This window comes from Catellatospora vulcania, from assembly GCF_009720385.1.
GTDB classification, from domain to species: domain Bacteria; phylum Actinomycetota; class Actinomycetes; order Mycobacteriales; family Micromonosporaceae; genus Catellatospora; species Catellatospora vulcania.
The window spans coordinates 192,046-216,064 of sequence record NZ_ML769303.1 but is presented as its reverse complement, the minus strand read 5'-3'; the positions used below and the strand labels follow the sequence as shown (position 1 = coordinate 216,064).

Genomic DNA, 24,019 nt, shown 5'->3' with positions numbered 1-24,019 from the left:
GGCCCCTCTCAGGTCACCTCCGTACGGGCTACCGCCCGCCGGTCACTACGGCCGGTGCGGGGGCAGCGCCGGGGCCGGGACCTTGGTGTCCCCCGTGCTCCCCCGCGGCGGGCGGCTGCCGCAGACCTCGAACGTCGTGGCCGAGACACCGCAGAAGTCCAGGGTGACGTTGCCACGCAGTTCGATCCGGCTGGTGCCGAGCAGGTTCGCGCTCGACTCGGCGTCGTACTTCTCGAAGGCGAACCACGCCGGCACCGGCGTGAGCACACGCATCTGGTAGACGCCGCCGATCGTCTCGCCGACGGCGATGTACTCACCGGTCGCCGCGTGGGACACGATGAACCGGCCGTCCGGGGCCGAGCCGTCAACCAGCTTGATCTTGCCCTTGACGAGGCTGCCGACCTTCATCGTGTAGTTGTAGGTCGTGGTCGCGTCCGAGGTGACCTTGACCGTCTGGGCGGAGAACCGGTTGGTCGCACCGCCGCTCCACTGGGTCGCGTGGCCCTCCGCCGCGAAGATCAGCGCCCAGTTGTACGGACCGAGGAAGTCCGTGCTGTAGCGGCCGTTCGCGTCGATGGACACGTGGCCGTAGCCGTTGCCCAGGCCGGGGTGCGGCGAGTAGACGCCCACCGACCCCCACTTGATCGGCTGCCCGCTGTCGCTCTTCACCGTGCCGGTGATGGTGCCCGCGCGGTCGAGCTTGATCGTCGGCGCTGCGACCCACTGGCCCGCGGCCGCGGTGATCACGGCCGCCTTACGCGGATCGCCCGTGCCGCCGCTCGCGCCGACCCACTGGGCGCCGTACGGGCCGTCACGGTCCGGGATGGCGAACAGGTGGTAGCTGCCGGCGCCGTTCCACAGCGGCATGAGGTAGTTGCCGGCCGCGTCGGTCTCGTACCCGCAGCCCTCCGGCAGGCTGAACCGGCTGATGGCGATCGGCGCCACGCAGACGCCCGCCACCGGCGCCCCGGCCGCGTTCACGACCTTGCCCTGGACACTCGCGACGCGGTTGAGGGTGACCGTCGCCGATGCCTGCTGGCCCGCGGTCACCGTGACGTTCACGACGCCGTCGCTCTCCGCGTACCCCTGGGCGGAGACGCGCAGCGGGTGGGTGCCGACCGGCACGTCAGCCAAGGTCACGGAGCCGCTGGTGGCGTCGCCGTAACGGTAGAGGACACCGACGCTGAAGTCCGGGATCGTCGCACCGGTGGTGGCGTCCTTCGCGGTCACCTTCACCGATCCGGTGGCCAGCAGCTTGTCGTTCACCGTGGTGGTGGCGCCCGCGGTCACCGCGAAGGTGTTCGCCGTCTCATAGCTGAGCTTGCCGGTCGCCCACTGGTCGAACTCGCCGGACTCGTACTCGGTGAAGTTCACCCGGTAGCTCCCGGTGAACACCGGCTCGATCCGGTAGTCGCCGTTCTCATCCGTGACACCGCTGACACCCTGGTAGAGGGCGAAAGAGGCCATGACGCCGGCGTGATCGACCCCGGTGGTGCCATCGGTCCTGGTCAGCCGGCCCGCGATGCCCCCGGTGGGGAACAGGGTCTCGTCGACGTCGACCACCTGGTCGGCCACGACGGTCACCGTCTGCGCGTTGTCCATGCCGAGGACGTGCGGGTGGTACATCGTCGCGCCACTGCCGGGCAGCGTGAACGAGACCTCGTACTGCCCCGGCGCGAGGTTGTCGATCCGGTAGCCGCCCGACGAGTCGGTCAAGGTGTTGGCGAAGCCGTTGCCCGTCTTGAGGCTGAAGGCGACGTCGATGTTCTCCGCGGGCTGGCCGCCGGCGGTCAGCACCGTGCCGCTCGCCGACCCGGTCGGCAGCAGGGTGTCGTTGACGGTCAACGACTTTCCGGCGGCGACGACGAACGTCTGCGCCTCCCAGTCCTCCCGCTTGCCGTAGGCGTACTGCGAGGAGCCGCCCAGCTCGAACTCCACCGTGACCTCGCCCACCGGCACGGGCACGGCGTAGTTGCCGTTCGCGTCCGTGGTGCCCCGGTTGCTGATGCTCCAGTCAGAGGTGGAGGCGACGGCGACGGACACGTCCGCGACACCGCCGCCGGCGCCGTCGGTGAGGCGGCCGACAACGGTCCCAAACGGGATCAGCGTCGCGTTGGCGGTGGTCGTCGCGTTCTCGTTCACCGCGTAGAGCTGCGCCGCGTCCCAGCTGGGAGTGTTCGGCGCGTACTGGACCGGGTGGCCCTCCGCGAAGATCTGCACCAGGTACGGGCCAGGCACCAGGTCGGTGACGGTGTAACGGCCGCTGCCGTCGGCCACGGCCGAGCCCCCGTCGCCGGTGTCGACATTGGAGGCGTAGATGAAGGCGTTCGCGACAGGAGCGCCGTTGTAGGTGATCTGTCCAGCGATGACGCCGGTGTCAGCAGCTCGTGCGGGCGTGGTCATGCCCATAGTGGTGACGACCACGGCCAGCAGCATCAGCCCGAACCGGCGCAGCGGTGTTCTGCGCATGAGTCCTCACAGGGGAAGGGGTGAACGCATGGACCGGGCTTGAAGGAGCCCCGTTGGCAGGCAGGCTAGTGGATCGAGCCAAGTCGAGCCGCCCCGGCTCATGGGGATTCGGGAGTCACGATCCGCGCGGCCGGGCAGATCAACCCGAACAGAGGAGGCCCCCGTCGGCCCCGTACGACGAAAGGCCGTAGGCCGCTGCCGGCAAGCCCCGTCCGGCGAGTGGGCATCGCGTGACCACCGTGCGCCGCCCGCTGCCTCGACGAGCCGGTCGCCGTCCGACCGGCCCCGCACCGGAGCAGCGAAAAGGGGACCGGGCCGGGCGCCGTGCCCGACTCGGTCCCCTCGTACCTACGCTCAGGCGTCGGTGACGGTCAGCTGGAGCGGACCGCCGGGCATCGCCAGCCCTTCCGGCCCGTACATGGTGCGCAGGCCGCCCGCGTCGTAGAGCACGAACCCGTACGTGTACACGCCCGGCGCGATGCCGTACGGCAGGTAGCCCCAGATGGTCAGCTCGCCGTTGTAGACGGAGCCGCCGCCGCCCTGCTGGGCCACGATCGTCCCGTTCGCGTCGTAGAGGTACATGTCGTAGCCGCTCACCGGCGCGAGCGGGGCCACCACCTGCACGGTGACCTTCGGCGACACGTTGCCGGCCTGGCTGCGCGCGATCGTGGTCGGCGTCAGCGTGACCGCGGTCGCCGTGGGCGGGGTGGTGTTGGGCAGCCGGTCGATGCGCAGCCCGACCGCGGGAGCACCGTAGTCGGGGCCGTACACCGCGACGTTGCCCGCGCCGTCCCGCACCGCGTACCCGAGCACGTTGCATCGCTGCACCTGCCGCGGCACCCGGACCGGCACGGAGTACACGCCGTTGCCGTCGTCGGTAGGCGTGGTGGACGTCTGCCGGCAGCCGAAGATGTCGAACTCCACGACGATCTCCGCGACGCCGTTCTGCGCCCCGGTGATCGTGGCGCCCACCCGGGCGGTCACGTCGGCCGTCCAGTTGTTCACCGGGTTCGGCGTCGCGGTGAAGCCCGCCGCGCTCACCGTCTCGTTCGACGTCACGGTGATCACCAATTCGGGCGCCAGCCCGGTCAGCGTCGCCGCGTTGCCGGCATTGTCGACCAGCGTCAGCTGCGACACCCGCCACTGGCCCGAAGCGGTGCCCGGCGGGAACACCACCTCGATGGTGCAGCTGACCGAGTGGAGATCCCCGCCGGTGACCGAGCCGCAGCTCCGGTCATCGGTGAAGTAGCGCAGCTCGAAGGGGGTGTCCAGGGTCCGGCCGCCAGGGCCGGACAGCCGCAGCGAACCCTTCCAGAAACCCGCCCCGCTGTCGTTCACCGTGAAGCCGAAGTGCTGGTAGCCGGGGGTGCCCCCGACGTACACGTACGGCTTCTCGGCCTGGATCCGCTCCCAGCTGAAGTACTGCTGGCTCGGCGGCGTGCTGTCGGCCACGGTCCGGGCCTTGAGCGTCGCGGCGCCGAGCGCGGTGCCGCGCACGGTGGCCGTCGCGCCCCGGTCGTCGCGGAGCTCGACCTCGGTCACCGCCCACGAAGTCTGGTGGGTCCGGCCGTAGCGCGGCACGACGAAGTCGTAGTGGTACGTCGACTGCGCAGGCGTGCCCGAGACGAACTGCGCCTCGGTGTACCACTGCTCGCCGTACTCGAAGTCGATCTCGTAGAGCTGGCCGACGCGGTTGCCGTCGGAGTCCAGGGCGTGGAGTTTCACGCGGCCGGACACCTCCTCGGCGGTGGTGTCGGTGTCGCGGACCGTCCATTCCAGCGGGACGACGGTCCAGTCGCCGCGGGCGTCGACCGTATTCACCGAGAAGTTGATCGCGCTGATGCTCAGCGGATCGGCCGGCGCCGCAGCGGCCGGCAGGGCTGCTCCCACGAGCCCCGTACACGTGATTACCGCCAGGAGGCGCGCCGCCTGGCGAGTGAGCAGAAAGGACATGGCGATCTTTGTACCACTGCGGGGCAACGAGATTCGCTGCCTTTCCGCCCACACCAACCACCGGGCCACGACACGGATCCGCGGCCCACGTAAGCCGAACGGCCACCCGTACCCGCCTCCGACCTCTGCACTGTGCCCGAAGATCAGTGCTTTGTATCGAGATAGGTCAGACCCGACGGCCTGACAGGAATTCGCGATCTTGCAGACCGTATGGCAGCCGGGGAACCTAGCAATGTCAGAAGCCCTGACCACGTCAGACGGGGCTTTCGCCGTGCAGCGTGGTCACCGGAACGGGTACCGATTCCTGCTGGTTACGGGTAGGCCGCTGCCGGTGACCCCCGTCCGGCGGGTGAGCACCGCGAGGTGACCGTGCCCGGAGGCACTCGGGTGCCGCCACGGCGCACCGGGCCAGCGCAAGGCCCTGATCGAGGAGAACGTCGCCGAGTTTCAGTTCCACGGAGCCCGGCTGATCCAGGTCTTCAAGTCCCGGAAGAAGCAACAGAGCCGGTCGAAGAATCGACCGGCTCTCCCGTTGCATCGGTTCTCAATGGAACCTGTGGTGCGCCGCCAGGGACTCGAACCCCGAACCCGCGGATTAAGAGTCCGCTTTGTAATTTTACAGCTGTAAGAGACTGTTCATAACATATAGTTCCTCAAGTCCCAATAAAGGACCGGGAGATGTCCCGTCGTATCAGCACCTGGCGGAAAGCGCCGGGAACTGCCGCAGCGAGTACCCATCGCAATCGAGAGTCGTCGCCCAGATTCATCGATATCTGCCGGGTGGTGCCGGGAGAGCGTAGGACGTATGAGCACACACCGAGCGCACACGAGCAGCTCCTTCTGAGCGGCGCCGCGAAGACCAGTCCGCGGGTTTGGGAAGGCTGGCTTCGCTTGAGAGGTCGAATAGCGTCAGATCGTGCCGCGTGGGACGGCATGGGCCGTATGAGCACGCACAGTCGTAGCGCTACCGCTCACTAGCTGGCCAGCGAGCTGGCGCGGGTCGTCGGCAGCGCGTTCGTCGCGTCCCGCTTCGGCCCCGCCAAGTACGGGCTCCTCGACGTTTCTGCTGCCTGCCTGGCTGATCGCCGTTTCGAATTCAGCGACGTCACGAAGGACGCTTAACTGGCGTGTTTTGCGCCAGAGATAGATCGCCAGAAGGTAGGCGCGCGCCTCAACCAGCAGCGCGCCGCTGGCTGCCAGTAACGCCGTCGCGGAGGTGATCCAGATGAGCATGGCGATCAGCTTCCGCGATTGCCTCGCGTGGGCCAACCTTCCTATCAGGTTTCCGGCCCTACATCGAGTGTGAGCGCATGACCTGCGATAACGTCATTTTGAGACGTCAGGGAAAACCTGACAGAATCGAGCGATGGCCAAGCCGTTCCGCAACACTCTTCGAGCTCACGCTCACGCAATTTCGGTGCTCGCCCGAGCTCTTAACGAGCTCGCGACCGAGCACCGGGTTGCGGCGAGCGCCCTGGAACGTGGCGACACAACTGTCCTCACCGCCGACAGTCATTTCGCCGAGTGGCTGGCGGGGATATGCGAACTGTCTGCGGCTGCCGAACGGCTGCTGGCGCTGGAAGCGGAGCTGGCTCGAAAATCCGGTGTCACCTGGGAAGAGATCGGAGGCGCGATCGGCATTAGCCGACAGTCCGCCTGTGAGAGGTTCGGCACGCATGAACGCTGGGACAAAACCCATCGGACGAGTCAGCTGCGACGAGCAAGGCGTGCCACGTACGTGAGGTGGCTGAAAGCGGAGAAAGGCGAAGAGATTGCTGAGTACGCACGCAAGGCGTTCGGCCTTGGCGGCAAGGTCAGCAGCTCCACATCCACAGGCAAGTTGGCCGCATCAGACCCGAGGAGCCGGCAGTCACGTGTGCAGCTCCGCGATCGTGAACCTCACGATCGCAACTGATGATTTGTCGCGGTGACCTATCCAAAGGTCACAAAGCAACCTGGGATACCGCCTCCAGCTGGGCACCGTCGCGACCGACATATGGCCGTTTGGTATTCAATCCTTCTTGGACACAACCGGACCCGTCAAGCGCCTCGGTGCCGAGCCGCACGGTCCGCACAAAGCCTTCCAGACCGCTGGCAGGGTGCACGAAAACGTATTCGCGAGCCGCACGAACCTGGAAGGTGTTCAACTCCGCCACGACTTCGGCAGGCACCACGCCGGTGGCTGAAGGGCCGAAGGCGATCAGCGTTCGTGGGGTCAACGGCATGAGTATCTGGATTGCGTTCCCCATTGCTACGCCATTTTCAGGGCCAAGTTGCCCGAGGTGATCGATGGAGATCACCGGCGAATCGCCAATGAGGAACATCCCGTCCCCCGGATGCAGCAACTGCACCGGCTTGTTGACCATCCACTGGCGGCATTCCATGAATGCACTTTCAAAATAGGCATCATGGTCTTCATCATTTCGTAGTGCCCGGCCGAATTGACTGCGGAAACCCTCCTCGTATCCTGGCATGTTTCGTGCGTTCTGCCGCAGCTCCTCTCGGATCTGCTCATACCCGCGCTCATGAATCGCCAACACCGGGCGTTCGGATATAGTGCAACGCCACTGTATCCCGAACAACCGCGAGCGCAGCGGCATCGCCGTGCAGGCGGTCCTGCTCGCATAGCTTAATAACTCTCGGTACGAGGTTCTCGGTTCTACCCCATAGTTCTTCTGCGGACTTCGACGCCTGACGTACGAAGTTGGGCACCTTACCCAAACCACGTGGACCTCTTATGAGGGGCCCTGCCTCGAGATCGGTGACGCTGACCGCATGTAGTAGACGTCTATTGTCGGTAAACTGCTTCAAGATTACTTTAGATAGAACGTGTTGCGCTTCGATATTGTTGCCTGCTTCGGCCCGAAGTTCTTCAACACGACGGGCTAGGGCACTACGATTAGGTCTGCTGTCTCGCAACGGGCTAGTGGCGATTCGCGATGTCTGGAGTGGCGTAACTGTGGAAGACACCACCCACTGGAAGGCCATCGAGGCGCTGAACATTGCCGTAATTCAGAACCTGAGCGTGCCCAACACAGAGAAAAATCGGCGCGATGCACGCGAAGTCCGCGACAATTGGATCTTTCCTCTCTACTCATTGGACCTCGGGATGGAAAGGGTGCCTCTGGCCGAGCTGCAGTTGGCTCGGCAGCGTTGGCTCGAGCGCGAGATGTGATTCGGCGCGTCACATGGGCACCCACACGATAGCTGAAGGGCGCGCAGGCGAACTGCCGGCATGAATGCCAACGGGGTGATGCCCAGCCTGGTCGTGGGAGACGAGCCGGGCGCTAACACCACAACCTAATAGTCGACGATCCGAACCGTGCCCTCGTGATCCCTGAGGATTCGGGTGGTCCCGTTCTCGAGCAGATCGAGCACGAGGTCGATGTTGTGAGCAGCCATGTTCGCCAGGTCCGCAGGATTGATCACGAAGTTCCCCCGGCCCTCCGAATCCCAGGCGTGAAGACCCACGATGTCGGGGTCAGCTGGCGCGGTAGAGAACTCCAGCTCCCAGCCGACCTTCTCACCAACTTCACGGGCACGCTTCTGAAAGTGTTCTAACTGGTCGGGCGCAAGAGACATATCCAACGTCTAACACCTCCAGCACCCGCAGGAAACCACACACGCAGCGCCCTAGGCAAAACCACCCGGAAGTGGCCGGGCGCTAGTGGGATGGCGTCGAACACGCAACTGCGCGAGCAAAAGATCGGCCCTCCAAATCTAAACTCACTACATGCTGCTTATCCCGCGTCATGTTCTGGACGACATAATCGAGCACGCAATGGAGGACCACCCCACCGAGATTAAGCGACTCGAACGGACCGAAGTACTTGAAGCGAGGCGGAAAGCGCGTCGAATACTCCAAAGACATCCGCCACGAGGTCGAGATATTGGACACCATCTGGTTTCGTGTCGCTGAAGATTTTTCCAGTACGGAGGTCGTGCCAGGCGGTCGCGTGGCCGATCGCGTTCCGAGTGTGGTTGTTGAGGAGGGCCGCGTACCTCTCCCATCCCGGAACCTGTCCGATGTAGGCCAGGCGGGCTGCGTTGCCCAGCTTGTCGTAAGCGTTGAGAGACTTTGGGTTCGCCTTTTGATTGTTCAGGCTGAGTGGCACATCAGGTCCGAAGTCGTCCGGGTCCTGCCGCTTGATGGTGTTCTGCGCCGCAACGGCAAATCTCAGCGTCTTGCAAACCGTTTCGAACCCTTGTTGATAGAGATCTCGAAGGATGTCGAACTCATCGCGAAAGAGCGTTAGATCCTCAAGCATTACCAGACGATTGGTAGGCATCACGCGGCGCAGGACACCCATCTGCCATGCGTCAAAGTGACCAATGAATCGATCCAACAACTGAAAGGAGCCCCGCTGCAACTGAGGCACTAGTCCAGAGGCAACATCCGCTCGCGAGGAATGAAGGTACTTTGTCAACCTTAATGCGGCGGTATGTTTGTTGCGGAACTTGTGCAGGTAGCGAGTCGCAGAATCGTTAATGTCATCTGTTATCGCCGCAGTCACTGCCCACACGGCTTGGTGCGCCGCGGTAGCTCGCCCGTGATTCGTCGCGGCCGTTTGCCAATCATTAAATGCATCCTTGCCGGCCTTGTCGAAGTGCTTCCAGTCTTCGACCAGGTAATATTCGTATATTCGACGAACCTTCGGCCAGACCTCGTCGACCGCCGACCTACTTCTGGAAAGCACTTCGAAGAGGGCTTCTTCGCGCCCGGCTCCTACTAGAAGCATCAACGTCATGGTAGGAAATGTGCCGAGCTCCCCTCTCTGCGTGGCCGAATAGTTTGAAGGGACGTTCGGATCCACAGTGACGAACGTATCCTCGAGAGAAGGCTCGCTCGGCAGCACCTCGGCCTCGAACTCGAGCCGATGCGAATCCAAATCCTGGCCGTGGGATCGCCCTCTGATCGGCAGACTGCAATTTGCGCACGGAACATAGAAGCGAGCCATCTTTGACGGACCGACGCCGAACCGGACGTGAAACGGCTGCTCGCAGCCTGGGCACCGCAATGTGTTCAGCATAATCACTCGGCAAATTTAGATGATGCCCCCTAAAATCTGCAGCGGGTTTTTGGCCACGAAATCCTGGATATCGTTCCGATAGTCGAAACGGAAATATGAACGCGAGTTGATGGCGGGCCACCTCAGCTGCCAGCAGCACGAACGTCTCATGGCCGCCTGTCAGTTGCGCCAACCCGTCTCTGCGTCACCGCAAGTCTGGGAGTTCGTCAGCTTCTGGCCACTCGTAGATCATCACGATGGTTAGTGGGATCCCAAGGTCTTTCATTGCTTGTGTTCGATGCTGACCGTTGATCCAGGCCCACCCCTCACCGTCGCGCACAATGTGAATGGGGTCGTGGAGCAAGGTGCCCAGCGCGTCTCGCGAACCTTGATCCGACAACAGGCCGGCGGCCCGGTCCTCGACCTCCGTGATGAGCTCCTCCCCTCGCAGTCCCTCACCCCACGCCTTCTTCAGCACAGGTATGCCCACTTTGTTCACCTGCACCCAGTCGATCTGGTGATAGAAGCAACAGGTCCGTCTGCCGATAGCGCCTCGACGCCGAGATAGGAACTGGAACTGACCTGGCCATGAACGGCGCGAGGGCTCAACCATGCAGGCGGCCCGAAACGGAGTGGTCAATGGGAGTTGCTGCACCGGGAATGCGATAAAGACCTCGATCGGCTCAGGTTCCGGCGGTGGGGGGATGTACCCGTCTCCTCGGGTTAGGTCGACCTCGCAGCCGACCAGCTGCGACAGCCGGGGCGGGTCGATCGTCTCCCAGCTTGGGTCAGTCAACCGAAACGGCTCAGCGTGGCCGAATCTCACCACCTTCAACCGTGGCTCAGCAGTGCTTTGGAGTAACTGGTTCTCGATCCAGATTGGGGGTTGTGCCTCTTCTGGACACAGCCGCTCCCATACCGCCGCAGCATAGATCTCGGCAGCATTCGTCAGCGACCGCCCGTCTTGCCCGGGGATCTGCGTCGCTATCCCGACCGGCCGCAGTCCGGGTGCGGTGAACACCTGGATCCGGAAGGTAGCGTTCGTCCAGGTCCCGCTATCAGGCTGGAACATGTGCTCATCGGCCGTCCGCCGTCTCAGACCGTCTTGTCCATCGATCGTCACAGATTCTGCGTCCCTCAGTCATCGAGCCATCAAGCGCTACCCGCCGTAGCCGATAGTTGCACGATGCAGGCTTCTGTACGTCAGTCCAGGCGGGAGCAAGTTAGCCAGAGGCACGGAATAGGGCTTCATTTCCACGCCTACATCGCGCGCATACATTTCGACGTCGTGCCGACGCCAGCCAGCGTGCGTCGATCTGAGCACGTAGTAGGTCGGACCCGTGGAGCGGCTACGAAGCCGGAGGGCGTGAGGCCCTGGTTGCGTTCATCAACGCCGAGCCGGTGCGGCGACGAGCGGTGTCGCCGCCAGCAGCCCGATCAGCTCATCTGCGGCTCGTTCGAGTCTGTCGTTCACGACGGTTACATCGAACTCCTGCTCTGCGGCCAGTTCCTCGTCGGCGTGGGCCAGCCGGCGGCGCAGAGTTACGGGGTCTTCGGTGCCGCGGCCTACCAGCCGGCGGCGTAGCTCTTCTCGGCTGGGCGGTGCGAGGAAGACCAGTTGCGCGTCGGGCATGGTCTCGCGGACCTGACGGGCACCTTGCAAGTCGATCTTCAGGAGAACCGGCACACCGGCGCGGAGACGATCCTGCACCGCGGCGCGCGGAGTGCCGTAGAGGTTGCCGGCGAACTCTGCCCATTCCAGCAGCAGGCCGGCATCTACGAGGGTCTGGAACTCGGCCCGGGACACGAAGGTGTAGTGCATGCCGTCGATCTCATAGTCCCGCTTGCGGCGCGTTGTTACCGACACAGATAGCCAAACGTGGGCGGACCTGTTGCGGACGGCTTCGATAACCGCGTCCTTACCGACACCGGAGGGCCCGGACAGCACGGTCAAGCGGGTGGGCGAGGGCGCTGACGTGGTGAGCACTCCGGCATCTTCCATTCTCAGGTTCTACCCGACCGAGGATCGCCGCCGCCATTCGGGGCTCCCCCTGCAGGCTCACCGAAGAACTCCAGGCCGAGCGCAGACATCATGATCTACGGCCGGCGAGCGCAACAGCGTAGGTCCGCCATCGCGTATGGCCGACAACTCTGATCTTGACTGCGTGGCACTGGCTTGTGATCGCCATATCGCTGGTGATGGTGGCCGTGAAGCAGCGGCCCGATGCGCTGCCACGCAGGGCGTACCGTTCTTCAGGCGGATCCAGCTGAACGTGGCATGCGCGAAGGCGGGTGGTCCCGGAGGGGGAGCGCGGCCCGTGTCGGGAGGACGTCGACAACGGGCCGCGACGACCCTATGCCTTCTCTGGCGGTGCGGGCTTGGCCTTCTTCGGCCCGGCCAGGAAGGCGGTGCTGGCCAGGTCGGCCTGGAACTGCTTCTCCCATCCGGTCGGCAGGGAGCCGATTTTGGCGAACGTGTCCGCGACGATCCTGAGGAACGTCACCTCGATCGAATCTTCGGTGGTGCGGGGATGGTGCGGCTCGATGGGGGTCTCGTCGGCTACCACCAGGTCGAGGATTAGGTCGAGCGTACAGGCGCGGACGCCGCGTTTGGCGTGGTCTGTCTCGTTCTCGCTGTGGACGATCTCGCAGCCGGAGGCACGGAAACCAGCTGCCTGCAGCGCGTTGAACACTTCAACCCACGCTGATGGACTGCGATTGGCGTAGCTGAAGACCAGGTGTCCTGATGGCTTGAGTGTGCGCCGGACCTCGGTGAAGATCCGCTGCAGTAGTCCGCCGTAGGCGCCGTCTTCGGTGAGCTGGCCGAGCGCCCCGTTGACCACGGCTTCGCCGGACAGATGACCGTCGTCCATCTGCGGGTGCCACAGCGGGCCGTCAACAATGTTGGCCCAGGCCCGGAACGGGCGGGACAGCTCCGAGTATTGGACGTCGTCGTGGTAGGGCGGATCGGTCAGGACGAGGTCGACGACGCCGTCGGGCAGCAGGATCGTCTCTGAGGAACCCTCGACCACCCTCACGTCGTCGGTGAACGGCGCAGGAGTCTTTGCTGTCGCGAACAGGGGCCCTTCCACGCTGACGTCTTTAGCCGTCTTCTTGTGGAACCACTCAGCGGCCTTGATCAGCTGGTTGATGCGACGCAGCACCGTTCCGCGGCCGCTGTTGTGGGTGCCCCACGCGTTCGGCTCGACGGTGAGGGTGGTCAGGTTGAACCGGTGGCCCGCCATCGATTCGTAGCTCTTGAGGTAGTAGCGGTCCCAGCGTGAGACATGTCCCGCCATTTCGGCAGAGCCGATGACCGCCATCGACATGGCCTGTACAACGGCGGCGTCTTGGGAACAGCTCTGCGCGGACAGCAGGATGCGTTCAAGCAGGTACCGCTGGCGGCGCGGGTAGAGGTCGTCCCAGGTGGTAAAGCCGTGCCGAAGCAGGACCTTGGTCTCTTGGCCTTCGGGGATGGCTCCGAGTTGGCGGCTTGGCTGCCAGCGTTCGTGGTCCGCGGCTTCGATCTCGCTGGTGGACGGCAGGGCGAGTTCACGCTTCTTCTTGCCGCTGCGTTCGACCAGCACGATCTCCCATTGCCAGGTGCCAGCACGTTGCTCCAGCCGGTCCTCGTGTTTGCAGGAGCGGCAGACGACCTGGCGACGTGCCGTATAAGTGGCGTCGGGGTCGGTCTTGGTCTTGCACTGCGGACAGATGTTGACCTCGGAGGAGTCGCCTGCGAAGAGGTGGCCTTCGGGGCAGGCCAGGAAGGCTTCGGGCTTGTCGCGTTCGCGGCGGGCGAGCAGTGTGACCATGGCGTGGGGGAAGAGGCGGGCACGGACGTGGCAGTTGGTGCATTCGGCGGTGGCGACGCGGAAGGTGTGGGAGACCAGGCCGCTGGTGCCGTCGGACAGTGTCGTTCCGTAGGCGGCCGATACCTCGGCGTCGATCCACTGGCGCATGGCCGCGTACGCTTCTCGCAGTGAATTGGCCGTAGGCAGGCCGAGCATCGCGGCCAGGCCTGTGGCGGCCCAGGGGTTGAGGTCCTGCGCGTACACCTGGTGATTACGTACCGCTGCCGCCAGTGGGATGACCCCGCCGCCTGCGAAGACGTCAGCGATGAGGAGCTTGCCCGGGTGGTCTTGGGCGAAGGCGTCGATGATCGCGCCGTTGACGGCGGCCGTGCGGCGGGCCCACCAGCGGTAGATGCTGACGGGTGGCAGGTGGACCTCGCGGTTGCGGCTTTCGATCTTGGCTGCCGCGCTCACGGCGGTGGGGTTGAGGTGTCGTAGAGGGCTGACACGCGCGGATGGCGCGTCGAGCGACTCCCGGGTCTGGTGTCCCGTTATCGTCGCCGTAGCCATGGTCGTTGCTCCAAGTCGGTCATTGCGTGAGTGAGGCCAATCTATGCCGCCGTTAGCGGCGCGACCGGCAGCAACTCGACCTGCTGATCCGCGAGCCGCGTGGCGGCCTTGATCATAAGTGGTCTCGCTGATGATCGCGAGTCAACGCGCAGTGGCCGGGTCAGTCAAGTGGTAGCCCTGGGCGTAGCCGCCACTGGGGGACGACGATCTTCGTCGACGCCCATCGGGCAAATGAGTCGGTGTCGGTGATCGTGTCACTGGGAAGCAGGTCGTGAATATCGGTGTACTTCAGCCAGCCGACGACCTCGGTTTCGGCCTGGCCGTCGCCCGACACGACCACTTGCCTGGCCACCACGATGGCCCAGCACTCGTCCCTCTGGCCGACTATCGCCTCGTTGCGGCTCAGGTAGAACCCAATGCGCTCGGTGATCGACCGCGTGGTCTTCACTTCCATGTGGTGTCGGCTGCCGGCGCAGTCCAGCGCGTAGACGTCGAATCCGGCCGTGTCGTCGGTGAGGCTGACCCTAGTCACCATCGCGGCCAGGTCGCCCCGGTTCTTGCCGGACAAGTGCTCGCGGCATCTAGCGACAACAGCAACTTCCCCGTCGGAGCCGATCTCGGCCAGCAGCGCCGCGTCGACTTTGCGGGCGGAGGCGAGGATGAAGGCTTCACGTCGTCCGGTGTCTTCGAAGACTGAGGCCAGCAAGTTGTGCGCCTCGGCCGGGACGCGCTCCCAGTGGACCTCGTCGGCATCGGCGAACGTAGGCAGCCACAGCGTCGCCCACGTCAGCAGCGCACGCTCGGTCAGGACCTCGACACGCATTTGGTGCGCCATATCCTGAAACGCCCGCAGGTCAGGGTGGGAATACAAGGAGCCGTCACGTTCGACGATCAACCCGAGGCGCAGCAGCAGTTGCTGACCTTGCCACAGCGAGGCGTGGTCGTGCACGCCCTGGGTGGGGATCCTGTGGTACTGCGACTCCAGCTTGCGGGCGTTCACACCTTCCTCGGTGAAGATCGGCCAGAGTTCGGCGGCCGCGTTCACCTGCAGGATGCCCGGGATAGTGCGCTGCGCGGGAAGAAGCAGGTTCATCAGCGTTCACCGCTCTCCGCGAAGGTGCGCGAACAGGGCCTGGACGTCTGCTTCGTCGTCAATAGTGGCGCCGTAGCCCTCCTCGTCGCTGTCGGGCAAGGCCATCGCGACCAGATCGGGATCGTTGAGCATGTTCCCCAACGCTGTCGCCTTGATCTTGATCCGGTCGTTGACGACGTCATCGATGGTGTCGGCGGTCGCCAGGAAGGTGAGCCGTGTCTCGACGCCGGGGTCCAGGCCCAGCCGGTGGATGCGGTCGATGCTCTGCAGGTACTGGCCTGCGTTGAAGGTCCGATCAAGGTAGATCGCGTCGTGGCAGGTCATGTGCAGGCTCACGCCCTCGCTCATGGCGGCGGGGTTGGCCAGCAGCACCATGCAGTCGTCGTGGCGGAAACGGCGCAGCTCCTGCTCGCGGGTGCGACCGTTGCCGGGCGGGCCGTTGCCCTCCGACGGCACACCGCCGTAGATCATCGCCGGGTTGAGTCCGCGAAACATCCGCTCGAGCATGTGCAGGTTCCGGACGAAATTCGACCACACCAACGTCTTACGGCCCATTTCGGCGTTGGCCTTGACCATCTGCGCGAGCCGGACGAACTTGGTAGGCGTCTCGTACTGGTTGTAGCGCTGCAGCAGATCCCACAACCTGCTGCCTGGCTCCACAGACAGCGGCGGGTGCCGGAACTCCGGCGCGTCGTCAACGCTGGACCCGGTCGCCAGCAGGAACGGGTTCGTCGCCGCCTCCAGCAGGTACATCACGACCGCGCCCATGCGGCCCAGCTCGACCCGGTCGGTCATGTTGACCTTCATCTCACCGGCGTACTGGTCCCGCAGCGCCAGGTAGATGTCGCGGTGCAGGCCCTCCAGTGGCACGGACTCGACCCGCAGCCGCGGCGGGGTGAGGCCGAGTTCCTGCTTGCGAGTGCGCACGAACAGCGGCCGGATGGCCCGGGCGACGTCGTGCACGGCTTCGGTCGACGGGCGGCTGGCCAGCGCAGCCCGCGGGATAAGCCTGCGAGCCTGCCCCGGCCACAGGAAGTCCAGTAGCGCCAGGAAGTCGTTCGGGGCCTGCGGCGCCGGGGTGCCAGTAAGGATGTCGCGACGAACTGCGCCGAACGCCAGGTCCAGGCACGCGCTGCCGTGCTGGCCGTTGCGGCCGGCCTTCATACGGTGCGCCTCGTCCAGCAATGTGAGCGTCGGCGCCTGCGCGACCCAGCGCACGACCGTCTCGAAGTTGCCGGCCAGCCGGTGGTAGTTGACCAGCAGCACCTCGGCGTCGCCGGGGTCGCCGTCGGTCAGCACCCGGACTTTAGGCGCGTCGGCAGCGTCGAAGCACTCAGTGATCTCCGAGCGCCATGCATCGAAGGCCGACAGCGGCGCCACGACCAGCATCTGCGACACCTTGCCCGCGACGCGTTCGGCCTCGTAGACGGCGTAGGCGACCGTAGTCTTGCCTGCGCCCGGCACGGAGAAGTTAGCGCCGTGCGGCAGGGCGAGCAGCCGGCCGACGTCGCGCAGCTGGAAGTCGCGCAGGTCCCGGTTGAACCGGGTGTCGGCGAGGCGTGCCCGGACCTCGTGAGGTTCCAGCGGCACGGCCTTGTCCAGCAGCGCCTCAACCTGTCGGCGTTCCTCGATAGATTGACGGACGACGTCCTTCAGCTTCAGATCCCAGTCGAGGCTGACCTCGTGCTGCTCACACGCAGACCGCAGCCACCCCAGGTTCGCCCGGAACCGCGCCATAGGCACCCGCACCGACCGCGCCGGATCACCCGCGTAGCCCCACTCCACCCGCAGACGGTCCCAGAACACTTCCGGCACTGCGGCGTTGCGAGTAGCGATAGCGAACGGAGGTGCGCCCTCACCGAGCACCAGCGTCAGCAGCGGGGCCGTCACGCCAGGTCGCCGTCGTCGATCGACACACCGAACTGCTCGAGCACCATGACCATCTCGTCACGTGCCCGCTCAAAGGCGCCCAGCGCGGACTTCACCTTGTCCAGGTCGACGTCGCTGCGGTCGTTCACCCTCGCCACTGCCTCCTTAACCTGGTCACAGGCACGGGCAGCCAGCATCAAGCGACGGTAGGGCGACTCGAGCTCCGTGCCGTGCTTGCTGTCGCTAGCCATGGCCATCAGTGCCGTGTTCAGCCCGGCGAACACAGCCTTGGAGAAGACCTCACGCGCAAGGGTCTTCGCGGGGCTGTCACCAACAGCTGGCAGCTTCACCTCTCCATCCTTCGGCGTCGCGGCGAGCAGCCGGTAGACCGGCTCCAGCGTCACCACGCCGGCGCCCGCCTCGTCGTCACGGCTGTCGAAGTCGTCAAGATCGTCGAGGTCGTCGAGGATATCCAGCCCGGTCACGTCAGCCGCCGCATGGTCCGACGGCTCGGCGGTGGTCAGCAACGCGACATGGTCCTTCAGCAACGGCTGCTCGCGAAGCGCACCGACGACATAGTCCGACAGCAGCGTCGCGTCGATGTCACGCACCTTGCGGTAGTCCATTTCGGCCAACATTCCGGCGATCTTCGCCCGGCGCACCCTGTCTGCCAGCTGCGGCTGGCCCCTCCGCAGCAGCGCCTCGTAAGCGATGTCGATATCCTTGACGTTCTGCTGCTCACCATCGAAGAACTCGTAGGTCAACGCCCCACCGGAGTCGTGGATGACGTTCTCGATCATGTTGAGGAGCCGAGCACTGGTCTCTACCTCGGCCGTGGCCTTCTTGCGGTCAGCCTCGATGTTCCTGCTCAGCGCTGGGTCGAGCTTAAGACCGACGTCTTCAGGCTGGTGGGTGCGCAGCAGGTCGCGGATGAACAACAACCTGTTCGTGAACGAGTAGGGCTGCTTGCTCTCCACCTCCATCTGCAGACTCAGCTCAAGATCTGCGAGTTCGATCTCGTTCGCGTCGGCCGGCAGGACCTGCACCTTGACGTACTCGCGGTTCAACTCACGAAGCGCGACCACGCGCGTGTTGGCGTTGATCAACACGCCCGCCGTGGTGACCATCCCCGGCTCGCGCTGTGGCTCCTGCGACAGCAGCTTCCTGATCCGCTCGTAGCCCGGCGTCTCCTTGATGATCTGCGCGATCACATCCTGCGCGGGCGCGCCGAACGGATCCGCGGCCATCAGGTCCGTCCACGCAGGGTTGGATTTGAGCTGCGCCTGGATCCGGTGGCTGCGCGGGTTGAGGACGACATGATCAACACGCAGCGACACAACGGGCAGCAACTTCTTGCCTGCGCGCCACGGAATCTCCCGCCGCTCCACGTGGGAATCCGTCGCGGCCACAGCCAACGTTTCCTCGATCACACGCCGACGGACCTGCGTCAACACGACCATTGCCACTCCCCGACTACCTGTCCGCTCCTACGACCGCACCAGTCTGCACCGACCGGCCGACATTCGGCCTCCGCGCCCTACCTGCGGCCGCCGGCGAGGTCCCCTACGAGCTGATCGAGAGTGAGATCCGAGTACACCCTCCCATCGAATCCACGGATGAGGTCGGCGGTGTTCCTACGCTGCGACCACCCCTTGCCCATGAGAACGACCGCCACACGCATCTTGAGATGATCAACCAATCCCAGTAGCTTTGCTCCGCTCTTGTTAGCGGTGCCGGTGTCGGTAGCCACCGACACGATGATCGCCATCGGGGCCTTGCCTTCGGTGACCAGCTTCACCTGCTTGACCGTGTCCCGGTCTACTCCGTCTTTGATGAAGTCCGCCATGAACGCCTTGGACACGGCGTCGCTTCGCAGACGGCGAACCTTCACACCGGCCGCTTCCAGCTTCTCCTGCAGCTTGTCGTTCACCTCGTCCTGCACTCGGCCGGTGGTCGAATTCCGGTGGGCCAGCCAGGCCGATCCCACGGCACGCTGCGCGAGCAGCACCGAGTAGGGAACGCCGCCGGTGCGCATCTGCTCCACAGCTCCCCAGCCGTCGCCGAAGCCGTCCGCAGGCATCATCAGCTCTACCGGGCGCATGGGAGACGCCACAGGCGAGCGACACTCCACCGTGCCGCGCACGATCATGTCGACCACCCCGAACGCCGCGGTTACCTGCTCCCCGTTCCACCTACCCTGCGCCTGTCCGGGCAGCTTGACCGAGCATCGCGCCTTCAGCTCCTTGAAGCTCAGGCCCGCGATCAGACACAGCACCCGCATGGTCAGCGAATTGCGCGCCTGCGCCGCCAAGACAATGGCCGGATTCAGGTCGCGTAGCGAGCGCCCGGGCGTCAGCCCCACAAGGTCGCTGAGGGCCTGGTCGTATTCGCTCGAACGAGTGACCTTGTCGACGGCGAGTAGTTCCGCGGCGGGATCGATGTCCGACTTCAGGTGAGTCTTAGTTGCGGCCAGCAGGGCGCTACGGCCGAGCTCGGCGAGGTTCGGCGACTGGTCAACAATGGTGATCAATGCGACGAACAGGTCGCGGACGTCCGGTGGCTGGGCAAGCTGCCGGCCCTCCACCAGCCACTCCAAAGCGTCGCTGACCTTCTTGCGCCTGGTCAGCGCCAGCAGAATGTCCGAAGCCCTCTCGAAATCCACCGACTACCTCCTACACAGGCCCGAACTTGAGATCCTATGGCCCCGGTCACCCGGGCCGAAAGCTTCGATCATTGTCCCCCGGCTGATCGTCACCACCCAAAGTGGCGGACGTTGCCGCTACGGAGGCTTTGGCCGATGACTCGCAGTGACCGCTATATCCGTAGATACGGCCCTACTGGTCAACACTGTTCTGTCGATCGTTTCAGCTCCGGAGGCCGTGTCGGCCCAATGCTGAGGCTGGACTGAGCGCCGCCGACTGTTTCAACCTCGGGTGACCGCAGATGCTCCGCTAGCCCCGACCAACCCTCGGTTGCCCAGCGGTGCGTTCAACCGCACCTGGTACGGCTCGGCTAGCTGCTCGAAGTCGCGGAAGCAGTCGTCGCCCGTGGTCGTGGCGGTAGCCGGCACGATCTCCGCCACGTACAGCCCGACGGTGACCGCGGTCACGGACTCCGTCGCCTTCGCTGCCAGACGCAGAGTCGGCTCGCCGCGGCATGGCGCCTTCAGCTTCATCATCATGATGGTCAGTGCCCGCCCGTCGGCGGACACTGTGGCCGCGGAGGTCGCCGTAGTTGGGCTCGCCTGGGTACCAGAACGCCTCGGCGGCAAGTGCGGGCACGGCCAGTGTTCTGACCGGCTCCGCCACGGTGAACAGCCATGCGGGAAGCGTCAGCCTTCCGCGGTCGGAGATGTACTCCGCCGCGCCCAGGGTGACCTCCGTGATCCGGCAGCGGTCGGCGACCGCCGCCTCACGGGTGTCGAATCCGCTACGGCGTGGCAACCGCCGTTCGCCGCGTGGCGATGCGGGTAGGTCCATCTGGTATTGGTAGGTGCCGTGGTCGGCAGGCCACGACCCGTCTTCGCGTCGTAGCTTCGGGCATAGGGCACCGAGCGGTTTTAGTCCATTTCGTAGTCTTCCAGGTCTTGGGTCGGTAATTCCGGATGGGTCCGTCGAATGGCCTCGATCTGCAAGGTCGGCCGGGACCCCAACATCGACCTCCTCGCCGAAGGCGTGGAGGGCCTGCGCCGACTCGGCGGCATAGCCGACGGCCTGCTCGCCAGGACCGGCGGGTGCAGCGGATGCGGCGTGCAAGGCACGTGCAACACGTGCATGCCGCTGGTCCGGCTGTACCGGCAGGCGAAGTCGCCGATGGAGCGCTACTGCCAGCATCGAGAAAGTGGGGAGGTGATTGTCAATGGCACCGACACCCACAGCGACCCGGCCGGCACCGGTCATGGTCGCGCTGTCCCAGCGTCCGCAGCCGCGGCCTGAGGTGACGGAGATCGAGTTCGTCAACGTCGAGCAGACCGTCCTGGCCGCGAACAAGTGCAACTGCAACTCCAGCGACGACAACCCGTACTAGCCGCTCGGTGGGGTGGTCCCGGCGTGGGCGCTGGGACCATCCCCAACGTTCCCTGTAACCTCGCCGCCGGTAAGCGGCCCAGCGATGGAGGAGACCATGAACCCGCGTGTGTCATGGGATGACCTTCCCGCCAACCTGCGCCGCATGATCGAGGCCGAGACAGGCGCGTTCGTCCGTGCCGACCAGGTCGACACCGGGCACAACTGTCTGCTCGGCATGGTCATGCACACGGCGCGCGACCGATACTTCCTCAAGGGTGTCCCAGCCGACCACAAGCGGGCCGTCTGGACCCATAGCAACGAGGCCGCGATCAACGAGCATGTCCGGCACGTGTCGGCTCCGCTCGCCTTCCGCGTGGCCGCGGACGGCTGGGACGTGCTCGGCTTCCTGTATCTCGACGGCCGCCACGCCGACCTCAGCCCTGGATCGCCGGACCTACCGAAGATCGCCACAAGCCTGCAGGCCCTCGCCTCGATCCCCGCCCCACGAGGGCTGACCCTGCGCACCATCGAAGACCGCTGGCGCGACTACGCCGGAGACCGCGCTCATCTGCTCGCCGGAACGACCATCGCCCACACCGACCTGCACCGCCACAACATCCTGGTCGACGGAACCGCGAAATTCATCGACTGGGCCTGGCCGACGCTCGCCGCATCCTGGCTCGACACCGCCTGCGTAGGTCTGCAGCTCATCCAGGCCGGGCATACCCCGAAGAACGCCGAGCACTGGTGCCAGGACTCCCCCACCTTCACCCTCGTCACCGACGAAGCGGTGTCGACCTTCGTCACCGCGGCGAGAGGCCTGTGGGCTGAGATCAGCGCCGCCGATCCACAGCCGTGGAAGATCGAGGTCGCCGAGGCTGCCCGAGCCTGGGCGGAGTACCGAGGCGTGTAGCGGCCCGCAGACAGCCCGCCCCCTCCGCGCGAATCCAGTGCGCGCAGGGACGGACTCAGTGCTCGTCGATGGCGCGTTGCCGCTCACTGCCCGTATCGAAGAATGCGTCGAGATAGGCGTCCAGGTCGAGGTCACTGTCACGCATCAGGGAGAACACCTCTGCCCCGTGGCCCGGCATGTCGGCGAGTTCGTAGGCCTGAGCCAGGCCGGTGTACTCGCCGCCGATAGCGGCCGCATACTCGCGGACCTCCACCTCCGCAAGCCGCACCGCCTCGTCGAAGTTCGCCACCCGCCACAGCGTGACCCGTTCCTCGAACGTCGAGCGCTGCTCGGCCGGAAACCGCACGACGCACCGCACCGAGAATCATCCGCCGTCGCCCACAGCTGCCGCCTCCTCCCCGTTCTGGCCACTTTCTGCCGAACCCGTCTGAACGAACCGTCTGACGATCCCACTCCAACTCCACTCTGCGCGACCGTCGGGAACGTTGCCGAAACGACACCTGAGCCGATCCCCGTCGACGCCCCGAAACAAGATCAAAGATCAGTCGGTGACAGCACCTGACGCCACGTATCGGATGCTCACGGCGCATACGAGCACACGTCGAGCGCACCGGCCGCCGACAGATACGGCCCCGTAATGCCAGAAGCCCCATCTGACCAGGTCAGATGGGGCTTCTTTTGGTGCGCCGCCAGGGACTCGAACCCCGAACCCGCGGATTAAGAGTCCGCTGCTCTGCCAGTTGAGCTAGCGGCGCTCGTTGGCAACGGAGAGAACATTAGCATGACGATCCGGGGGTTCTCCAATCGGTTAGCGGACTCGCGGTCGGCATCCGCAAACCCCCGCAAACCACCTGCCAGAACGCCGCATACCACCCCACAATGACGCGCCGCCCGGCCTCCGCCCCGCAGCCACGAAGCGTCACGACCGCGCCATGTGAGCACGCTCACGCAAAGATCATCCGTGTCGCCACGCCAGATCCTGAGATTCCGTCAGAACCGCCCACACACCCCACCCGCCTGCGGCAATATGTGAACCGGGACATATCGGCGGTAATGGGTAGGTGGCGTCATGGGTGCACTGCGCAGGTTCGGCATAGCCGCGGTTACGGCCGCGGTCCTCGTACCGCTGGGCTCGTGCGACACCGGCGATCCCGTCAAGAATCAGGCGGCCCCGCAACCGGCCCCGCCCGCGCAGACCCTGGAGCTCACCCCGGCGGCCGAGCAGAAGGACCTGCCGGTCAGCGCCGAGATCGGGATCAGCGTCGCGAACGCCTCGGTCCGCTCGGTGGCCCTGGCCGACGCCAAGGGCCGGCTGCTGTCGGGCCGGATGCGGCCGGGCGGCCTGTCCTGGGTCCCGGACAAGCCGCTGGAGTACAAGGGGCGCTACTCGGTCACCGTGACCGCCACCGACGGGCGACGGGCGATCACGAAGTCGACCTCGTTCAGCACGATGGCGGAGCCCACGCGGCAGGTCGGCACGGGCATGTACCTGTTCGACGGCAACACCTACGGCGTGGCGATGCCGGTGGTGGTGGAGTTCTCGGAGCAGATTCCGGAGGCGTCCCGGGCGCAGGTGGAGTCGCGGCTGTTCGTGACGACGACACCGGCCCAGCCCGGCGTGTGGCACTGGATGAGCGGGCGGCAGGTGACCTACCGGGCGCCGGAGTACTGGAAGCCGAACACCGTGCTCAGCGTGCGGGCCGCGCTGAAGGGCCTGCCGATGGGCGAGGGCCGGTTCGGCGACGACGACCGCAAGGCCACCGTGAAGATCGCGGACGAGAAGCTGGAGCTGATCGTCAAGAACTCGAACAAGCACATCGACGTCTTCCGCGACGGTAAGAAGGTCAAGTCGATGCCGGTGAGCCTGGGCAAGGCGAGCACCCCGTCGTCCTCCGGCACCATGGTGATCATGGATAAGCAGGAGTCCACCATCTTCGACACCACCGGCGAGCCGGGCGACCAGTACCGGGTGGCGATCCAGTACGCGCAGCGGCTGACCTGGGGCGGCGAGTTCATCCACTCGGCCCCGTGGAGCGTCGGCGACCAGGGCAACCGCAACGTGTCGCACGGCTGCCTGAACGTCTCGTACGGCAACGCGGTGTGGCTGTTCCAGAACACGCACGTGGGCGACCCGGTGACGGTCAGGGGTACGGGGGTGAAGCTGGAACGCGGCAACGGCTTCACCGCGTGGGACCTGAGCTGGAAGGAGTTCGTCAAGGGCAGTGCGCTGCCGATCCCGCAGGAGCTGCTGGAGCCGGTGCCGGCGGTGGCGCCCTCGCCGTCCGCGGTCGCCTCTGCCGCTCCGGTGAGCCCGTCCCCCTCGGATCCGGCCAACTAGTCCG

Annotated in this window: 20 protein-coding genes and 1 tRNA gene; 5 read left to right on the top strand and 16 right to left on the bottom strand. The window is 65.3% G+C overall.

Features of this window, described 5'->3' with window-relative positions:
• Positions 1-45: 45 nt before the first annotated feature.
• From F6W97_RS09060 to F6W97_RS09050, 3 genes are all read right to left on the bottom strand, one after another.
• Positions 46-2,469 (bottom strand): MSCRAMM family protein, encoded by a 2,424-nt coding sequence (locus F6W97_RS09060; protein ID WP_155369761.1) that lies wholly within the window; start codon positions 2,467-2,469, stop codon positions 46-48.
• Between the two features lie 354 nt (positions 2,470-2,823).
• Positions 2,824-4,359 carry a hypothetical protein gene (locus F6W97_RS09055; protein WP_155369760.1) on the bottom strand — a complete coding sequence of 512 codons (1,536 nt, stop codon included), beginning with the start codon at positions 4,357-4,359 and terminating at the stop codon, positions 2,824-2,826.
• A 972-nt stretch (positions 4,360-5,331) separates the two neighbouring features.
• Positions 5,332-5,655, bottom strand: coding sequence for a hypothetical protein (locus tag F6W97_RS09050; protein ID WP_155369759.1), 324 nt, complete (start codon positions 5,653-5,655; stop codon positions 5,332-5,334).
• Positions 5,656-5,788: 133 nt separating this feature from the next.
• On the opposite strand from F6W97_RS09050, the gene F6W97_RS09045 reads away from it, so the two are divergent.
• The gene (locus tag F6W97_RS09045) at positions 5,789-6,337 is read left to right on the top strand and encodes a hypothetical protein (RefSeq protein WP_155369758.1); all 549 of its coding nucleotides are present in this window, start codon (positions 5,789-5,791) and stop codon (positions 6,335-6,337) included.
• A 28-nt stretch (positions 6,338-6,365) separates the two neighbouring features.
• Here the strand turns inward: F6W97_RS09045 and F6W97_RS09040 are convergent, their stop codons facing one another.
• Complete coding sequence (locus F6W97_RS09040; RefSeq protein WP_196279033.1) at positions 6,366-6,962, bottom strand: DUF4238 domain-containing protein; 597 nt, start codon at positions 6,960-6,962, stop codon at positions 6,366-6,368.
• A 419-nt stretch (positions 6,963-7,381) separates the two neighbouring features.
• On the opposite strand from F6W97_RS09040, the gene F6W97_RS09035 reads away from it, so the two are divergent.
• On the top strand, positions 7,382-7,597 hold the full coding sequence (locus F6W97_RS09035) for a hypothetical protein (RefSeq protein ID WP_155369756.1): 216 nt from the start codon (positions 7,382-7,384) through the stop codon (positions 7,595-7,597).
• Between the two features lie 125 nt (positions 7,598-7,722).
• Here the strand turns inward: F6W97_RS09035 and F6W97_RS09030 are convergent, their stop codons facing one another.
• The 10 genes from F6W97_RS09030 to F6W97_RS08985 form a co-directional block, all read right to left on the bottom strand.
• The gene (locus F6W97_RS09030) at positions 7,723-8,004 is read right to left on the bottom strand and encodes a hypothetical protein (RefSeq protein WP_155369755.1); all 282 of its coding nucleotides are present in this window, start codon (positions 8,002-8,004) and stop codon (positions 7,723-7,725) included.
• Between the two features lie 221 nt (positions 8,005-8,225).
• On the bottom strand, positions 8,226-9,458 hold the full coding sequence (locus tag F6W97_RS09025) for a hypothetical protein (RefSeq protein ID WP_155369754.1): 1,233 nt from the start codon (positions 9,456-9,458) through the stop codon (positions 8,226-8,228).
• 178 nt (positions 9,459-9,636) lie between these two features.
• Entirely contained in the window at positions 9,637-10,554 is a 918-nt protein-coding gene (locus F6W97_RS09020) for a hypothetical protein (RefSeq protein WP_155369753.1), read from the bottom strand.
• A gap of 264 nt (positions 10,555-10,818) precedes the next feature.
• Complete coding sequence (gene gmk, locus F6W97_RS09015) at positions 10,819-11,433, bottom strand: guanylate kinase (protein ID WP_155369752.1); 615 nt, start codon at positions 11,431-11,433, stop codon at positions 10,819-10,821.
• A 352-nt stretch (positions 11,434-11,785) separates the two neighbouring features.
• Complete coding sequence (locus F6W97_RS09010; protein ID WP_155369751.1) at positions 11,786-13,795, bottom strand: hypothetical protein; 2,010 nt, start codon at positions 13,793-13,795, stop codon at positions 11,786-11,788.
• 160 nt (positions 13,796-13,955) lie between these two features.
• Positions 13,956-14,888 carry a protein NO VEIN domain-containing protein gene (locus tag F6W97_RS09005; protein ID WP_155369750.1) on the bottom strand — a complete coding sequence of 311 codons (933 nt, stop codon included), beginning with the start codon at positions 14,886-14,888 and terminating at the stop codon, positions 13,956-13,958.
• 6 nt (positions 14,889-14,894) lie between these two features.
• Positions 14,895-16,778: a DEAD/DEAH box helicase gene (locus F6W97_RS09000; protein WP_155369749.1), complete on the bottom strand. Its 1,884-nt coding sequence runs from the start codon at positions 16,776-16,778 to the stop codon at positions 14,895-14,897.
• A complete protein-coding gene (locus F6W97_RS08995; RefSeq protein WP_155369748.1) occupies positions 16,775-18,217 on the bottom strand; it encodes a hypothetical protein in 1,443 nt (480 codons plus the stop codon). The genes F6W97_RS09000 and F6W97_RS08995 overlap by 4 nt, the downstream gene beginning before the upstream one ends.
• Before the next feature lie 77 nt (positions 18,218-18,294).
• Positions 18,295-19,419, bottom strand: coding sequence for a hypothetical protein (locus tag F6W97_RS08990; RefSeq protein ID WP_155369747.1), 1,125 nt, complete (start codon positions 19,417-19,419; stop codon positions 18,295-18,297).
• 261 nt (positions 19,420-19,680) lie between these two features.
• Positions 19,681-19,932, bottom strand: a complete 252-nt coding sequence (locus F6W97_RS08985; protein ID WP_155369746.1) for a hypothetical protein — start codon at positions 19,930-19,932, stop codon at positions 19,681-19,683.
• Positions 19,933-20,615: 683 nt separating this feature from the next.
• On the opposite strand from F6W97_RS08985, the gene F6W97_RS08980 reads away from it, so the two are divergent.
• Entirely contained in the window at positions 20,616-20,783 is a 168-nt protein-coding gene (locus F6W97_RS08980; protein ID WP_155369745.1) for a hypothetical protein, read from the top strand.
• Between the two features lie 96 nt (positions 20,784-20,879).
• Positions 20,880-21,677, top strand: coding sequence for a protein kinase family protein (locus F6W97_RS08975; protein WP_155369744.1), 798 nt, complete (start codon positions 20,880-20,882; stop codon positions 21,675-21,677).
• 55 nt (positions 21,678-21,732) lie between these two features.
• On the opposite strand, the gene F6W97_RS08970 is transcribed toward F6W97_RS08975, so the two are convergent.
• The gene (locus tag F6W97_RS08970) at positions 21,733-22,023 is read right to left on the bottom strand and encodes a hypothetical protein (RefSeq protein ID WP_155369743.1); all 291 of its coding nucleotides are present in this window, start codon (positions 22,021-22,023) and stop codon (positions 21,733-21,735) included.
• Between the two features lie 333 nt (positions 22,024-22,356).
• A tRNA-Lys gene (locus F6W97_RS08965) sits at positions 22,357-22,432 on the bottom strand.
• Positions 22,433-22,746: 314 nt separating this feature from the next.
• Between F6W97_RS08965 and F6W97_RS08960 the strand changes: the two genes are divergently transcribed.
• Positions 22,747-24,015 carry a L,D-transpeptidase gene (locus tag F6W97_RS08960; protein ID WP_155369742.1) on the top strand — a complete coding sequence of 423 codons (1,269 nt, stop codon included), beginning with the start codon at positions 22,747-22,749 and terminating at the stop codon, positions 24,013-24,015.
• Positions 24,016-24,019: the final 4 nt, after the last annotated feature.

Excerpts from the sequence above, each read along its gene's own strand:
- F6W97_RS09005 (WP_155369750.1), bottom strand. The coding sequence starts at position 14,888 with ATGAACCTGCTTCTTCCCGCGCAGCGCACTATCCCGGGCATCCTGCAG.
- F6W97_RS08960 (WP_155369742.1), top strand. The coding sequence starts at position 22,747 with ATGGGTGCACTGCGCAGGTTCGGCATAGCCGCGGTTACGGCCGCGGTC.
- F6W97_RS09050 (WP_155369759.1), bottom strand. The coding sequence starts at position 5,655 with ATGCTCATCTGGATCACCTCCGCGACGGCGTTACTGGCAGCCAGCGGC.
- F6W97_RS09010 (WP_155369751.1), bottom strand. The coding sequence starts at position 13,795 with ATGGCTACGGCGACGATAACGGGACACCAGACCCGGGAGTCGCTCGAC.
- F6W97_RS08995 (WP_155369748.1), bottom strand. The coding sequence starts at position 18,217 with ATGGTCGTGTTGACGCAGGTCCGTCGGCGTGTGATCGAGGAAACGTTG.
- F6W97_RS09045 (WP_155369758.1), top strand. The coding sequence starts at position 5,789 with ATGGCCAAGCCGTTCCGCAACACTCTTCGAGCTCACGCTCACGCAATT.
- F6W97_RS09030 (WP_155369755.1), bottom strand. The coding sequence starts at position 8,004 with ATGTCTCTTGCGCCCGACCAGTTAGAACACTTTCAGAAGCGTGCCCGT.
- F6W97_RS09060 (WP_155369761.1), bottom strand. The coding sequence starts at position 2,469 with ATGCGCAGAACACCGCTGCGCCGGTTCGGGCTGATGCTGCTGGCCGTG.
- F6W97_RS08985 (WP_155369746.1), bottom strand. The coding sequence starts at position 19,932 with ATGAAGCTGAAGGCGCCATGCCGCGGCGAGCCGACTCTGCGTCTGGCA.
- gmk (WP_155369752.1), bottom strand. The coding sequence starts at position 11,433 with ATGGAAGATGCCGGAGTGCTCACCACGTCAGCGCCCTCGCCCACCCGC.
- F6W97_RS08980 (WP_155369745.1), top strand. The coding sequence starts at position 20,616 with ATGGCACCGACACCCACAGCGACCCGGCCGGCACCGGTCATGGTCGCG.
- F6W97_RS08975 (WP_155369744.1), top strand. The coding sequence starts at position 20,880 with ATGAACCCGCGTGTGTCATGGGATGACCTTCCCGCCAACCTGCGCCGC.